Origin of the sequence: Bradyrhizobium pachyrhizi, from assembly GCF_029714545.1 — a bacterium.
GTDB classification, from domain to species: Bacteria; Pseudomonadota; Alphaproteobacteria; order Rhizobiales; family Xanthobacteraceae; genus Bradyrhizobium; species Bradyrhizobium pachyrhizi.
In genome coordinates this window covers 7,052,239-7,064,828 of record NZ_CP121667.1, presented here as the reverse complement: position 1 = coordinate 7,064,828, position 12,590 = coordinate 7,052,239, and the positions used below count along the sequence as shown (strand labels likewise).

At 61.6% G+C, this 12,590-nt stretch carries 9 protein-coding genes and 7 pseudogenes; 7 read left to right on the top strand and 9 right to left on the bottom strand.

The genetic code is table 11. The annotated features are described in order from the left end of the window. Positions 1-745: 745 nt before the first annotated feature. A complete protein-coding gene (locus tag QA639_RS33540; protein ID WP_244486498.1) occupies positions 746-919 on the bottom strand; it encodes a hypothetical protein in 174 nt (57 codons plus the stop codon). Between the two features lie 62 nt (positions 920-981). On the opposite strand from QA639_RS33540, the pseudogene QA639_RS33535 reads away from it, so the two are divergent. Beyond that, positions 982-1,275, top strand: a pseudogene (locus QA639_RS33535) (transposase); the annotation flags it as partial. A 142-nt stretch (positions 1,276-1,417) separates the two neighbouring features. Here QA639_RS33535 and QA639_RS33530 read toward each other — a convergent pair. The 4 genes from QA639_RS33530 to QA639_RS33515 all read right to left on the bottom strand — a co-directional run bounded on the left by QA639_RS33530 (position 1,418) and on the right by QA639_RS33515 (position 3,431). Next, positions 1,418-2,314: a hypothetical protein gene (locus QA639_RS33530; RefSeq protein WP_283088170.1), complete on the bottom strand. Its 897-nt coding sequence runs from the start codon at positions 2,312-2,314 to the stop codon at positions 1,418-1,420. Further along, on the bottom strand, positions 2,311-2,748 hold the full coding sequence (locus QA639_RS33525; protein WP_028337910.1) for a type II toxin-antitoxin system VapC family toxin: 438 nt from the start codon (positions 2,746-2,748) through the stop codon (positions 2,311-2,313). Before QA639_RS33525 ends, QA639_RS33530 begins: the two co-directional genes overlap by 4 nt. Then, positions 2,745-3,023: a type II toxin-antitoxin system Phd/YefM family antitoxin gene (locus QA639_RS33520; RefSeq protein ID WP_283088169.1), complete on the bottom strand. Its 279-nt coding sequence runs from the start codon at positions 3,021-3,023 to the stop codon at positions 2,745-2,747. Before QA639_RS33520 ends, QA639_RS33525 begins: the two co-directional genes overlap by 4 nt. Positions 3,024-3,140: 117 nt before the next feature. Next, positions 3,141-3,431: a hypothetical protein gene (locus tag QA639_RS33515; protein ID WP_157348971.1), complete on the bottom strand. Its 291-nt coding sequence runs from the start codon at positions 3,429-3,431 to the stop codon at positions 3,141-3,143. A gap of 152 nt (positions 3,432-3,583) precedes the next feature. On the opposite strand from QA639_RS33515, the pseudogene QA639_RS33510 reads away from it, so the two are divergent. The 5 genes and pseudogenes from QA639_RS33510 to QA639_RS33490 all read left to right on the top strand — a co-directional run. Beyond that, positions 3,584-4,599 (top strand): annotated as a pseudogene (locus QA639_RS33510) (IS110 family RNA-guided transposase). Between the two features lie 131 nt (positions 4,600-4,730). Beyond that, positions 4,731-5,332 (top strand): annotated as a pseudogene (gene istB / locus QA639_RS33505) (IS21-like element helper ATPase IstB); the annotation flags it as partial. A 226-nt stretch (positions 5,333-5,558) separates the two neighbouring features. Then, positions 5,559-5,711: pseudogene (locus QA639_RS33500) on the top strand (transposase); the annotation flags it as partial. Further along, positions 5,639-6,661, top strand: a complete 1,023-nt coding sequence (locus QA639_RS33495) for an IS3 family transposase (RefSeq protein WP_283090655.1) — start codon at positions 5,639-5,641, stop codon at positions 6,659-6,661. The pseudogene QA639_RS33500 and the gene QA639_RS33495, both read left to right, overlap by 73 nt. A gap of 1,062 nt (positions 6,662-7,723) precedes the next feature. After that, a pseudogene (locus QA639_RS33490) lies at positions 7,724-8,200 on the top strand (transposase); the annotation flags it as partial. A gap of 128 nt (positions 8,201-8,328) precedes the next feature. On the opposite strand, the pseudogene QA639_RS33485 reads toward QA639_RS33490, so the two are convergent. The 4 genes and pseudogenes from QA639_RS33485 to QA639_RS33470 form a co-directional block, all read right to left on the bottom strand. Then, positions 8,329-9,600 (bottom strand): annotated as a pseudogene (locus QA639_RS33485) (IS256 family transposase). A 35-nt stretch (positions 9,601-9,635) separates the two neighbouring features. Then, positions 9,636-9,851: a hypothetical protein gene (locus QA639_RS33480; protein WP_128089748.1), complete on the bottom strand. Its 216-nt coding sequence runs from the start codon at positions 9,849-9,851 to the stop codon at positions 9,636-9,638. 58 nt (positions 9,852-9,909) lie between these two features. Then, complete coding sequence (locus QA639_RS33475) at positions 9,910-11,028, bottom strand: ATP-binding protein (protein WP_283088168.1); 1,119 nt, start codon at positions 11,026-11,028, stop codon at positions 9,910-9,912. 209 nt (positions 11,029-11,237) lie between these two features. Further along, positions 11,238-11,402 (bottom strand): annotated as a pseudogene (locus QA639_RS33470) (ATP-binding protein); the annotation flags it as partial. Positions 11,403-11,473: 71 nt separating this feature from the next. Between QA639_RS33470 and QA639_RS33465 the strand changes: the two are divergent. Further along, complete coding sequence (locus QA639_RS33465; protein WP_283088167.1) at positions 11,474-12,508, top strand: IS110 family RNA-guided transposase; 1,035 nt, start codon at positions 11,474-11,476, stop codon at positions 12,506-12,508. Positions 12,509-12,590 lie beyond the last annotated feature (82 nt).

Below are 12,590 nucleotides of genomic sequence, written 5' to 3'. Positions count from 1 at the left end.
AGGTTTATCTAGGGCGGATGAGCTGGAGCATATTCGGATCAAGTTGCGCGGTATCCTGCGGCGACGAGATGGCTTAGACATTCATCCGGGCGTGAACGTATGGGCCGCCCCGCTGCAAGCGTCATGATGGATCGTTTGAACAGTCTACACAGACGTATCCGGTATGTCGGCCTCTGGCCACTGCGAAGATGGAGACCGGCCAGATCGTGGACAAAGGTGGCGGCGGAGAGCGGCGAGTCGACCTCCCGCCCAGTCTTGTAGCGCGAGCATTCGATTCCAACCAAGGATCGCCTCCGCTGATGGCCTGGTCGATCGTGGGGGACGTTGATCGGCCCCCTCGGGCCACAGCCTCTCGTTCCAGGATTCGTAGCCCAACTTGTCGGCCTGACTGATCAGCCTCTCGCCCTCAGCACGCGTCCTGTGCGTCCTGCGAATCGAACCATCCTAGGCTCACGACAGGGAACCGGCCGCTTACACGCGCTACAACAATGTCGACGTGCCGAAGGAGCATTTGCTCGGCCCTCAGGGCGGCGGATTTATCGTCGCCCAACCGAGTTATCGCGGCCGGCTGGTTCGAGAACGCCTTTGATCGAGCTCGATACGCTTACGATGAAGTTGAGCGACTTCCAGCCGAGCTTGGTCACCTTGCGGATCGCTTGGGCACCAAGTTGCCATGGTGAAGAGCGTATCCGCTCCGGAGTCCTTCAGCGTAACGATCTCGGAACCTACCGTCGGGTTCGAGGTTTCATAAGTGACTTTCCTTGACGATAATGGTCGATGCTTTTTCGCCGAGCCCGTCTTTGAGGCCCTTCACATAGTCGTTGCCGGCGTCATCTCTGGGAAAAAAGCGCCAAGTGTTCGCCGTCAGGGCCTGTGAGACAAACAGGGGGAATTTGCGGAGGGAGGATTTCTGGTTCATCGTAGCCACCAGGAGCGAAGACGAAACAGAAATCCGGACCGGCCAAAGCGTCGGCAGACCAAGTGCTAAAGGACATTCGGCGCCAGACCCGCCGTATTCGGCGGAAGAGAAGATCCGCATCGTGCTGGAAGGATCGCGCGGCGAGGAGAACATCTCACAAGCTTTGTCGCCGAGAAGGCATTGCCGCCTCGATGTATTACGGCTGGTCCAAGGAGTTTCTCGAGGCCGGCAAGCGCCGCCTGGCCGGCGACACGGCACGAGCTGCGACCTCCGGCGAGGTCAAGGACCTCCGCCGGGAGGCCGGCGCCTTGAAGGAGGCCGTCGCCGATCTGACCCTGGAGAACCGTCTGCTCAAATAAAGGCCGCGCGCTGCGGGAATGGCTTCGAGCGCGCCGACATCAAGAAGGGGCGGAGAGCGCATCGAGCTGCAGCCCACACCGAGTTTCGGGGGCGGAGACCAGCGCGCGAGAGGTGACGTCGTCCATCGGCAGCGCTCCGTCAGAAGCCGTAGGTTCGATCGGCCCAGCGCAGCAGGACGCGGGCGTCGGGGTCGGGCAGGCGCACGCGCTGGGCCTTCAGGCCTTCAGCGATCGCGTGCCCGACATCGGGATCGACCCAGTGGCCATGGGTCATCAGGAAGAACCAGCCGAAGGGCAGGCCGACCTCGCGGTCCACGGCCTCGATCCGGTCCATCAGCGCGTGCACCGAAATGTCCCCCGTTGTGAGCAGCCGCTCTTTCGGGGGCTTCAGCGGTCGGGGAATGAAGCCGACTTCGCGCTCGCTCTTGTGGGTATAATCGCGGGCATCGAGGGCCCAATTCGCGAAGATGTGCTGCGGTCCGGCGCTCGATTCCTCCCAGTCCCGGAAGAACCGCAGTTCGCGCGGCACAAAGTCGAAAAAGTCCGGGACCGCCTCCAGAAACGACGTCTCGCGCGTTCCTTGGGGCCCGACTTCGCGGATCACGCGCTGCTGGCGGTAGTTGGGATTGACGATCGGGCCGGCGCGCCACTCGATCTCGCGGCCGAGCGCTATCTGAACGTAATCGGCGACACCCGGCCCCGTCGGCGCCGACACGAAGACGCTGGTGCCGCGCCATTCGGTGATCTGAAGATCGATCTCCTTCAACCGCTCCCAGACCGCCGTCACATCGCCATTTTCCTTGGCCAGTTCGGCAATCATCCACGGCCGCAATTCGCCAAGCCGCGTGCCGTCGGGACGCAGAACCGATCGGGTGTCGCGCCAGTAATCGTCATCGATCGGCGCGATGCCGAACGCGAAGCCTGGAAAGGCTATCGTCAAGGCTGGGATCAGGTCCGCGTCGGCGGACGCCGGACCGAGGCCAGCCAGGACGGTTTCGAGCGAAGCGGCGTCCGGGAGGCGGGCAGCGACGGTCATCCCAGCGCTCCTTCATCGGTCCAGGGGTTCAAAAGCGGCACACCCAGCGGCGCAAAATCCTTGGTGTTGCGAGTCGCGAGTACGAGCTCCCGGTCGAGAGCAGTAGCCGCAAAAAAACCGTCCATGACCGAGAGCGCAAAGCCGCTCTGTCGGGCTTGCGCCATCAGATCACCCCAGCGCCCGGCGATCGCCGGGTCGATCGACAGAATCCGCCCGGCGAAGCGCGCCGGCAGATCCTCCGCGAGCCAGGCGGAAAGCGCCTCGCGACGGCGGCCGTCGTCCATCAGGGCAATACCGCGCCGGAGTTCGGCGATCGACGCAACGCTGATGAAGGCCCGGTCCTCGTCGATCGTATCAAGCCACGCGAGCACTTTCGGATCGGGCGCCGGCCGGCGAACCTCCGACAGCACGTTGGTATCGAGCAGGACATTCATAGATCAAGGTCGCGCGGCTGATCGCGAACCCGCTCGAGATCGAGATCGGCATCACGCAGCGGCGAGGCCATCAGGAATTCGGCGAGCGTGCCCTTGCGGTCGGTCTTGCGCGCCCATTCCTCGGCGGAGACGATGACGACACTGGGCTTGCCGTAGCGGGTAATGATCTGCGGATCGGTCTGGGCGCGTTCGATCACCTCGGAGAGGCGCGCCTTGGCGCCAGCCACGGTCCAATGGTCGGTTTCGGGGGCAGGGGTCTTTCGGGAGGCTGTCACGATCCGCTCCTATGACTATAGTGACCAGCGTGACTATAAGCTGGATCGCAGCGATTTTCAACAGGTACCGAGTGGGGCGCCGTTCCGCTAATATCGGGGAGCGAACGGAAGGAACTGTCATGTCACGCGAAACAAACCAAGACGCCGCCGGCGGCGGCTAATGAGGCCGGCGCGGTCGGCCGGAACCAGCGGGCTCGTGCTCCTGGCGGAGATCACGTCCTGTTCGGGGCCGTTGAGCGCGGGGTTGAGGTTGGGATGCCGTCGGCGCAGTTCGTCCAGCACGCCGATCACGCGGATGCCGGGTGCAGCCTTCAGGATCGGAATGATCTCGGCGTCCCCAGTAGGGGGCGAGCGGATCGGATCCGTCCCCGCCCCCTGGCCCCTTCTTCTGGGATGGCGGACGCGCATCGCCCTCGATCCGATACGCACTCGCTTTCGAGAAACCCGCCTTGGCACCGATCACCAGATGAGATGGGATGGTTGCCACCCTCCCCAGACGGGCATCGTAATGTGCCAAGAACGTGGTGTTTGAACCACGAAGCGGAGAGGACGGCAAATTGATGGATACGGTGATCGGAGTGGATCTGGCAAAGAACGTGTTTCACCTCCACGGGGCATCAATGGCGGGGCACTTGAAGTTTTGAAAGAAGCTGTCACGGCTCCAGTTTCGGAAGTTCATGGCGGAGCCCCCCTCGGCAGTGGTGATGATGGAAGCCTGTGGCAGCGCCCACTATTGGGCGCGGGAGATGGTCAAACTCGGCCATGAAGTGAAACTGATCGCGCCGCAATATGTGAAGCCTTTTGTGAAACGCCAAAAGAACGACGCGGCTGATGCCGAAGCAATCGTGATCGCGGCACAGCGCCCCGAGATGCGCTTCGTCGAGCCGAAATCGGAAGAACAGCAGGCTAGAGCAGTGCTCTTTCGGGCTCGGAAGCGCCTTGTTCATCAGCGCACTGATCTGGCGAATGCATTGCGTGCTGTTCTCTACGAATTCGGCCATGTCATCCCACAAGGAATCGAGCAACTTAAGCGCCTTGAGGCGATCCTCGAGGACCCGAACAGCGATCTGCCCGAGCTGGTCCGCGAGGAATGTCAGAGTCTCGTTGACCAGATCGCCCACAAGACGGAGCGGATCGACACCAAGACAGAGCAGCTCAAGAAGCTGGCGGCGCGGACCGGCACGGCGCAGCGGCTGCAAACAATGCCGGGGGTCGGCCCGCTGACTGCGCTGGCGATCGAGGCTTTCGCACCCGACATGACGAGCTTCAAACGTGGCCGAGACTTCGCGGCTTGGTTGGGCCCGGTCCCGCGGCAACATTCCTCAGGCGGAAAGGAGAGGCTCGGAAGCGTTTCGAGGGAAGGACAGGCGGACATTCGCCAGTTGGGGCGATGTCGCGGCTGAACTGGCTGGGGCGCAAGTCGATCCCGAGCGGATCCTGGTTGGCGCAGATGCTGGCGAGGAAGCCGCGCATGCTCGTGGCGATCGCCTTGGCGAACAAGATGGCTCGCACGATTTGGGCCATGCTCACCCGGAAGGAGGATTATCGGAACCCGGCGCAGGCAGTGACGGCATGATCGTATGCAGCACGAAATAGCCTGACGTTGGTGAAGGGGGTGTGAGAAGGCGACGACCCGAATGGGCGCAACGATCGAACAAATCTGGATCAGGAAAACCAGCTAGAGCCAAAGAGCCGACGTGCTCGGGGCTGCCCGCCGGAAAGACCCTCCACAGCTTCGACTTCGAGGCCGTGCCGATGGTCTCCAAGGCGCAGGTGAGTGCGCTCGCCGCAGGCGACGGCTGGCTGGGCAAGGGCGCCAATCTGCTCCTGTTCGGCCCGCCTGGCGGCGGCAAGAGCCACTTGGCAGCAGCTCTCGGCCTTGCCCTGATCGAGAACGGATGGCGCGTCTTCTTCACCCGGACCACCGACCTCGTTCAGAAGCTCCAGGTGGTCGCCGCGAGCTCAATCTCGAGGCCGCCATCAATCGCCTCGATCGCTTCAACCTCGTCATCCTCGATGATCTTGCCTACGTCTCCAAGGACCAAGCCGAGACCAGCGTGCTGTTCGAACTCATCAGCGCACGCTACGAGCGGCGTTCGATGCTGATTACCGCCAATCAGCCCTTTGGCGAATGGAACAGGGTCTTCCCGGACCCCGCTATGACCCTCGCCGCCATCGATCGCCTCGTTCACCACGCTACCATCATCGAGATGAACGTCGAGAGCTATCGCCGCCGCACCGCGATCGAGCGAAAGCGCGGTCCAGGACGGCCGCCGGAGCACGCGACATCAAAAACACGTGCTGATTGACGCTCCGCGTCAATCAGAGCCAACAAAGCTCTTGCGCGCGACAATCATCGCGGCAATCATCACTACGCCGCGACACTGACTTGCGACCTTGATTGCCGCGCTCTTCCGACCCAGATCGCCGCGCTATACGACGTCGAGTTCTGGCACCTGATCTGAGGCCGGCAAACTGGACCATTTTTGGCTAGAGTTTTCGCGTCGATTCCCGCGGCTGGGAGGAGCGAAGACGATGAAGGCCTCGAAGTTTTCGGACGCCCAAAAAGCGTTCATCCTGAAGCAGGGCAACGATGGCGTTGCGGTGGCGGAGATCTGCCGCAAGGCTGGGATCAGCCAGGCGACCTATTTCAACTGGAAGAAGAAGTACGACGGATTGCTGCCGACCGAGATGCGACGGTTGAAGCAGCTCGAGGAGGAGAACGGCAAGCTGAAGAAGCTGGTTGCGGATCTGTCGCTCGACAAGGAGATGCTGCAGGACGTGATCCGCCGAAAGCTATGAAGCCTGGCCGGAAGCGCAAGCTGGTCGACGAAGTCCGTGGCGAATGGCAGGTCTCGATCCGCAAGGCCTGTGACGCGCTCGAGTTTGACCGATCGACCTATCACTACAAGTCCCGCCGCTCCGGCCAGGCCGCCCTCGAACAGAAGATCAAGGAGATCTGCCATGTGCGCATCCGCTACGGCTACCGTCGGGTTCACGTCCTGCTGCGCCGTGAAGGTTGGCGCCATGGCCAGAACAAGACCCGGCGCGTCTATCGCGAATTGGGCCTGCAATTGCGCAACAAAACGCCCAAGCGCCGGGTCAAGGCCAAGCTGCGCGATGACCGGCGACCGGCCACACGATCGAATGAGACCTGGGCGATGGACTTCGTCCATGACCAGTTGGCGACGGGACACAAGCTGCGTGTCCTCACGATCGTCGATATCTTCTCCCGCTTCTCACCGGCGCTGGCGCCACGGTTCACCTTCCGCGGCAGCGACGTCGTGGCGATCCTGGAAAGGGCCTGCAAGGAAGTGGGATTCCCGGCGACGATCCGCGTCGATCAGGGCAGCGAGTTCGTGTCGCGCGATCTTGATCTGTGGGCCTACCAGCGCGGCGTCACACTGGACTTCTCGCGGCCCGGCAAGCCGACTGACAATGCGTTCATCGAGGCCTTCAATGGTCGCTTCCGGGCCGAATGCCTCAACACGCACTGGTTCCTGTCCCTTGCGGACGCCCAGGAAAAAGTGGAGACTTGGCGCAGATACTATAACGAAGAACGGCCCCACGGGGCGATCGGCAACAGACCGCCGATTTTGCTGCAAAACCACGTCGGCGCAACCAGCCCGCCAACGTGAGCAAAGCGCAAAACTCTAGTTTTGGGTGGTCCAAAGTTCGGTCTCGCTGCAGGGGGAAGATCACTCCGGCAAACTCGGAGCGGTTCACACCACAACCAAACCAGGCTCAACTACGAACGATAAACCATCATACGTTGTGCGGCTGCTTAGGTACGGTCAACTACCAACGTTGAGAGTTGATGAAGAAGATCGGCACATGGCATTATCGTCCGCCCCGACCATCAGTCGCTGCTCCGCGCTTGGCAGGTACTTTAGCGCTGTGCCATAGGCTGCTAACTTCGGTGGCCAACGTTCGTCTACCTAAGAAGGTGACGGTCGGGTTGCGCAAGGCTCATCCTCGGGCATGAGCCTAAATGTTCCACCTGGAGTCCCCATTTGGACCTACCAGGATCGATGAGCGGCCTAAGCCCCATTAGCGATGCGTAGACTATCCTGCTTGGTTTCGATCGCAACGCCGCAATGCGGTGCGTGAGTCTTTCGCGGGGGCGCTCACTCTGTACAGGATCGACAGCCTCAGGAGAATAAGACTCCATGTCGCCGCTGGAAGCAATCGCCCGTTGGTTGGAAAAGCAAGACTCAGAGGTCCAAGGTGACATCGGTGCCTGCGCTGGATTCTTTTTATTCGAAAGCGATGACGTTTTTCTTGCGTTAGGGAAACCCGAGCAGGTCCAAGCTCTCAAACAGTGGCTGAGCGAGCCAGATGTGCCGACACACCGGACCGCGGGCCGAGCCGTGAAGTTTCGGGCCTGCTTCGAGTATTTTGCCTCAAGTTGGTTCGGCGACGCGGGTTGGAAGGGCGCAGAGGACTTAATGCGGAGGGCTATCTCAGAGGTTACAAGTGACCCCAACTCGGAGCGGGCCCAGTTCGCTCTTGACCTTCAACGAAGGCTGAAGGCCCTTCCTGCGAGGAAGGAGAAGTGGCGTCAGGTCGGTGCCTCCTGGCGTGAGCTTGTCTATGCCAATTTATCGGACGATGCGCTGCATGATTGGAGCCTTGCCGAGTCTATGAAAAGTGTGAAGCCCGCGCCCATCCCCGTCAGGGACACTTTTCGTTGCGCGTGGGTGACCTCAAAATGTTCGGACGCCCAGAAGGCGTTTATTCTCGAGCAGGGCCATGACGGGGTCTCGGTTGCGGACATCAGCCGCAAGGCCGGGATCAGCCAGGCGACCTATTTCAATTGGAAGAAGAAGTATGACGGGCTGCTGCCGACCGAGATGCGGCGGCTGAAGCGGCTCGAGGACGAGAACGTCAAGCTGAAGAAGCTCGTGGCGGATTTGTCGCTCGACAAGGAGATGCTGCAGGACGTGCTCCGCCGAAAGCTATGAGAGGCTAGCCGCAAGCGCAAGCTGGTCGACGGAGTCCGCGGCACGTGGCAGGCCTTGATCCGCAGGACCTGCGCGGCACTCGACTGATCGACATGCCACTACAAATCGCGTCGCTCCGGCCAGGCTGCCCTCGAACATCAGATCAAGGAGATCTGTCATGCCCGCGTTCACTACGGCTATCGCCGTGCCCACGTTCTGCCTGCCCATCACGGCAGAACGACAAGCGTTACTTGCCTGTGGGCCGTCCTGACAGCGGCCCGCGATCTCGGAGACATCGTCACCCAACGGGGATGTCCCGATCGCTGTTGAACTAGGTCGGGCTGACGTTGCCGGAATGAATGTTACGCGGCCCTCGTGACGTGGGCAACGGGGATGATCGCCATGCGATTGTGGCGAGCTTGAAGAGCCGCACGCAGAACCGACAATTGCTTATGCGCTTCAATCGTCGGAAGCCCTTGTTGGCCTCGATCATGCCGGCCGCGACCATCGCAAGGCCATACCGGCATCCCGCCAGCGTTTGACGTTGCGCGTGACGCGGCGAATGGTGCCCATCATCTTCGCGGCGATGTTGGTACAGGCGAGCGATCGACGAAGCTGCTTCGGCAGCTTCAACCGGACGACAGTCAGGATTTCGTCGAGGCCTTCGAGGATGCTGGCCGCTACGCCGGGCCATTGCTGGTCGAGTCGACGCGCGAGATTGCGGATCAATTTTTCGGCCTTGTCGGCGTCATCGAGCTCCCAGGCCTGGCGCAGCACCCGACGGGTGGCCGCATGATGCTCTTTCGGCAGGCGTTCCATGATGTTGCGCGCCTTGTGGATCTGGCAGCGCTGGATCGCAGCGGCCGGACCGAAGGTGCGGCGGATCGCCTTCGACAACGCCTTCGCGCCGTCGGCGATGAACAGTCTTGGCACCGTCGGGTCGAGCCCGCGCGAGACCAGGTTGTCCAGCAGGACCTGAACCGTTGCGGCATTCTCGGTCGCCCCTTCCACCAGCGCCAGCGGATGCTTGTTGCCTTCGCCGTCAACCCCGATCGCGGCGACCAGCACGAGATCGTCGCCGAGATGCAGCCCGTCGATTTGGACCACCAGAAGGTCGAGCGCGGACAGATCAGCAGCCATGAAGTCGGCCAGCCGCGCCGCCGACAGCGCTACGAACCTCCGCGAGGCCGCCGACTTCGAACCCCCCGATCCGGGCTGCCGGCACGTCACCCTCGGGCAGCCCGACAGCGCGGCCGAACCGGCGCGTCGACACATTGATCAGCATCAGGTTCATCGCCCAGCGACCGAGCCAGTCCTCCTGCGCTGCCGTTTCCCAACTCGGGATCGTGACCTCGCGGCCGTCCACGCCCCGGAGCCGCGGGCGCTCGACCTCGATCTTGCCGCCGTGAAAACCGATCCGTCCCCGCGTTCGGCCCCAACGGTGCGCCCGCCGCGCCGCATCGCGACCGTGGCGCGGCCCGCAGGCCGCCGTGACATCCGCCTCCATCATCGTGCCGAGCGCCTCGATCCCTGCCGCAAGGCAGAACCGATCGAAGCTCGCCCGCACTTCTGCATACGCTTCGTCCACAGCCCCCAGTGGCCGGCTAACCAGCCGGTGTGATATCTCTCGTCATGGCGTTGCTCTCCTTTGTGGAATCAGCACTCCGAGCTACCGGCTCAAGGGGGGCAAAGCCGACCTCTTCAGAAATTCAACAGAACCCGGGACATCCCCGGTGGCGTCGAGATCGAGGATGATCTGCTTCGGCGCTCGCTTGTGCGCCTCCAGGAACAGCGTCACCGGCAGCGCCTCGATCGCCGCCGCCTCATAGGATAGCGCGCGCCTGCCGCCGCCGTCAGTTCCTTCCGCGTCCCCATGCTTAGCCACCCCATCTTCGCTCCCGCTCGTTCCCAGTCCAAGGGAGCAATTTACGTGAGGCAACGGCTCAGCATCCGGTAACTTTTAGGGCGAGGCAATGCGAAGTCTCACCCTGATCGCCGACGAGGTCATAGCGTTCCGTCCGGAGCGCGGTCACGGCCTGCTCGCCATTCTCGACGAGATCCGGCTTGACCCCGAGTTTCTGCAATTGACTTAAAATGACGAACTGATTGGTACGGTTGTCCTCGGCAACGAGTACTTTCGGCAGCGGCAGATGCAATTGGTTCGCTTCATAGCTCTGCGGCGGATCGTTTTGCTGTTGTGGTTCGTCGAGAACGGATGTCGCCTGAATGAAGAAACGGAACTTGCTGCCCTTGCCCGGGGCGCTCTCGACCTGGATATCACCGTCCATGCAGGACACCAAGCGCTTGCAAATGGCAAGGCCGAGGCCGTTACCGCCGAAGCGGCGAGACACCGAACTATCGACCTGCGAGAACTCGCGGAACAGCGAAGCCATGGCGTCAGGGGGAATCCCGACCCCGCTGTCAGTGACCTCGAAAAACAGAGTCAGTGCTCTTCCGCGGCCCGCCTCAGCCCTGACTCGCACGTCGACATAGCCCGCCTGGGTAAACTTGATCGCGTTCCCGATGAGGTTCAACACGATCTGACGCAGCTTCGCCGGATCGCCATTCGCCATGAGCGGGACGCTCTTTTCGATCGTCGAGGTCAGTCGAAGATGCTTGGCTTTGGCTCGGGACGAAAAAAGATCGATCGACGTCGAGACTAACTGGTGAATATTGAAGTCGATGGCTTCGATTTTGACCTTCTGAGCGTCCAGCTTCGAAAAATCCAGAACGTCGTCGAGAACTTGGAGAAGGTGATCTGCAGAGCAGCGTAACGTGGTCGCTATATTCTTCTGCTCAGGCGGCAACTCAGCCGAAGCGAGGACGTCGGCCAAGCCGATGACCCCATTCACCGGCGTCCTGATTTCGTGACTCATCATGGCAAAAAACTCCGAGCGTGCACGTGCTCCCTTCTCAGCGGCGTCGCGTGCTCTCGCCAGTCCAGGTTGATAACGGCCGATCAGGGCCGAAACGATGACGGCGACGATGGTGAATACAGCTGCGAACGCAATACCTCGGTCGCGGTCCTGCCGGTATTGTGCGAAGACTTCTGCGGATTCCAATGATCGCGCGCAGGTATTCCAATCTGATGCCGCGCAGCGTTCCGATCTGATCGCGCGCAGGTGAAGTACCCGATCGTCAAGGCAATTGGCACTTTCGTTAGCCGGCGGTCAAGCGGCCGCCGAAGAGATCACGTCTGATGTTTGATCGTGGTCGCTCGAGGGAGCGAAGCTGACCGGACGCGCACCCCCAACAGTGCTGTAGCGGCCGGTCAGCTTCGCGGGCTGCAGTCTCGGTCTTCATCGGCCGCCCGCGTAATCAAGGCCGAGGAAGAACGGGGCGGGCGAGGCATGGAGTCGCCGTTCAGTTCGAGCCGGTGAGCGTTGTGAAGCAGGCGATCAAGTATGGCATCCGCGTAAGTTGGGTCATTTATGATGGGGTGGACGCCCCGCCGAGGCATCGATGTGCCAAAGTGGAAGTGTTGAGCACCACTTAAGGGAGGCGTCCGTGTCAGAGGTTATCACAATCGGTCTGGATATCGCCAAGTATGTTTTTCACGCTCACGGCGTAGACGGGCGCGGTCGAGCGTTGTTCAGCAAGCGGATTAGCCGGGGAAAGGTGCTCGAGTTCTTCGCAGCTCAGCCGAGTTGTACTGTCGCGCTGGAGGCATGTGGCGGGGCTCATCACTGGGCTCGCCAGCTCACCCAGCTTGGCCACCAGGTACGACTGATCCCGCCGGCCTACGTAAAACCCTTCGTGAAGCGTCAGAAGAACGACGCGATCGATGCTGAGGCGATTTGCGAAGCCGCGCAGCGGCCGAGCATGCGGTTCGTGGCCGTAAAGAGCGAAGAGCAGCAGGCGGCGGGTCTGCTGTTTCGAACCCGCGATCTGTTGGTACGGCAGCGAACTCAGCTCATCAACGCGATCCGAGGACACCTCACGGAATATGGTTGGATCGCACCCAACGGGCCTTCGCATATGGCGAGGCTTGCCGACCTCATCGAGGAAGAAGAGATGGTCAGCTCGCTTCCGGAAGCGGCCCACGCCATGTTCCGATTGATGCTAGACCTGCTCGCCAGTCTCAATGGCAAGATCGCAGATCTTGACAAAGAGATCGCGCGACGTGCTCGTGAGGACGAAGTATCGCGCAGGCTGATGACCATTCCTGGCATTGGCCCAATGTCCGCTACCGCGATTGCTGCTCTGGCACCGCCAGCCGAGACTTTTGCCAAAGGCCGTGACTTCGCGGCCTGGCTTGGGCTAACGCCTCTTCAAAGATCGACGGGCGGCAAGCAGAAGCTCGGCGGGACATCCAAGATGGGCGAACGCACGCTTCGGCGCCTCCTCATCATCGGCAGCAGCGCTGTCGTGCAGCAGGCGAGCAAACGCGGCGCGCCAGAGGGTTCGTGGCTCGAACAGATGCTCGCTCGCAAACCGCGCATGCTGGTAACCGTCGCGCTCGCCAACAAGATGGCGCGGGTCGTCTGGGCACTTCTTGTGAAGCAGGAGAATTACAGGGCTCCGGTTGCAGCCAAGGCATGATCTTGGCGGGCCTGAAGTCGTCAGAGGTTTAGTCGGTCGAAGGAGGGGTATGGCACAACAGTCGGCGAGACGGGGCCGGAAG

What these genes read in the sequence shown, in the direction of transcription:
- QA639_RS33540 (WP_244486498.1), bottom strand. Translation starts at nt 919, where the DNA reads ATGAACCAGAAATCCTCCCTCCGCAAATTCCCCCTGTTTGTCTCACAG.
- QA639_RS33515 (WP_157348971.1), bottom strand. Translation starts at nt 3,431, where the DNA reads ATGCGCGTCCGCCATCCCAGAAGAAGGGGCCAGGGGGCGGGGACGGAT.
- QA639_RS33530 (WP_283088170.1), bottom strand. Translation starts at nt 2,314, where the DNA reads ATGACCGTCGCTGCCCGCCTCCCGGACGCCGCTTCGCTCGAAACCGTC.
- QA639_RS33525 (WP_028337910.1), bottom strand. Translation starts at nt 2,748, where the DNA reads ATGAATGTCCTGCTCGATACCAACGTGCTGTCGGAGGTTCGCCGGCCG.